1 protein-coding gene is annotated in these 565 nt (G+C 46.0%); it reads right to left on the bottom strand.

Going from position 1 to position 565, the window contains the following annotated elements:
* Positions 1-52: 52 nt before the first annotated feature.
* Positions 53-565, bottom strand: a 513-nt coding sequence (locus tag AB4512_RS13130) for an MATE family efflux transporter (RefSeq protein WP_372175013.1), incomplete at its 5' end; no start/stop codon positions are given.

Genomic DNA, 565 nt, shown 5'->3' with positions numbered 1-565 from the left:
TTATTGCCGAGTAGCAATAACGCGCTTTTTTCTACTAGCTTATTGGCCTATCTTAGTTTGCCAATGGAGCACTTGCTGGTGGCAAGTCACGTTTCTTAATCACGTGTCGTAAGCGAATTAACATCAGCGTCGCTGAAACGCTCAAGCCCGTTAGGATACCAATCCAAAAGCCTTCTTCACCCATTGCTGGAACAATGTGGTCTGTTAAGCCCAACACCATACCTAATGGTAGTGCTAAGCCCCAGTATGAAGCGATAGCTAAGATCATCGGGATCTTAGTGTCTTTATAGCCACGCAGTGCGCCGTTAGCAGACGTTTGCAATGCATCGCTGAATTGGTACATCGCCGTAAAGGTCAACAATACTGCTGCTGTTGCGCTAATTGCAGGGTCAGTGGTGTAAAGCCTAATGATTAATTCAGGGAACAGTAGGAACATCGCTACCGAAAGCAACGAGATTAATGCTGCCACCAAAATACCGACTTTACTGCGCTCAATCGCGCCAAGTTCATCTTTTTCACCCAAAGCGTGTCCAACACGAATCGTAATGCCAAACGAGATACTCAT

Source organism: Vibrio sp. 10N.222.52.B7, assembly GCF_041474275.1.
Taxonomy (GTDB): Bacteria; Pseudomonadota; Gammaproteobacteria; order Enterobacterales; family Vibrionaceae; genus Vibrio; species Vibrio crassostreae_C.
The sequence above is the reverse complement of the archived record's forward strand: the minus strand, read 5'-3'. Positions and strand labels throughout refer to the sequence as shown.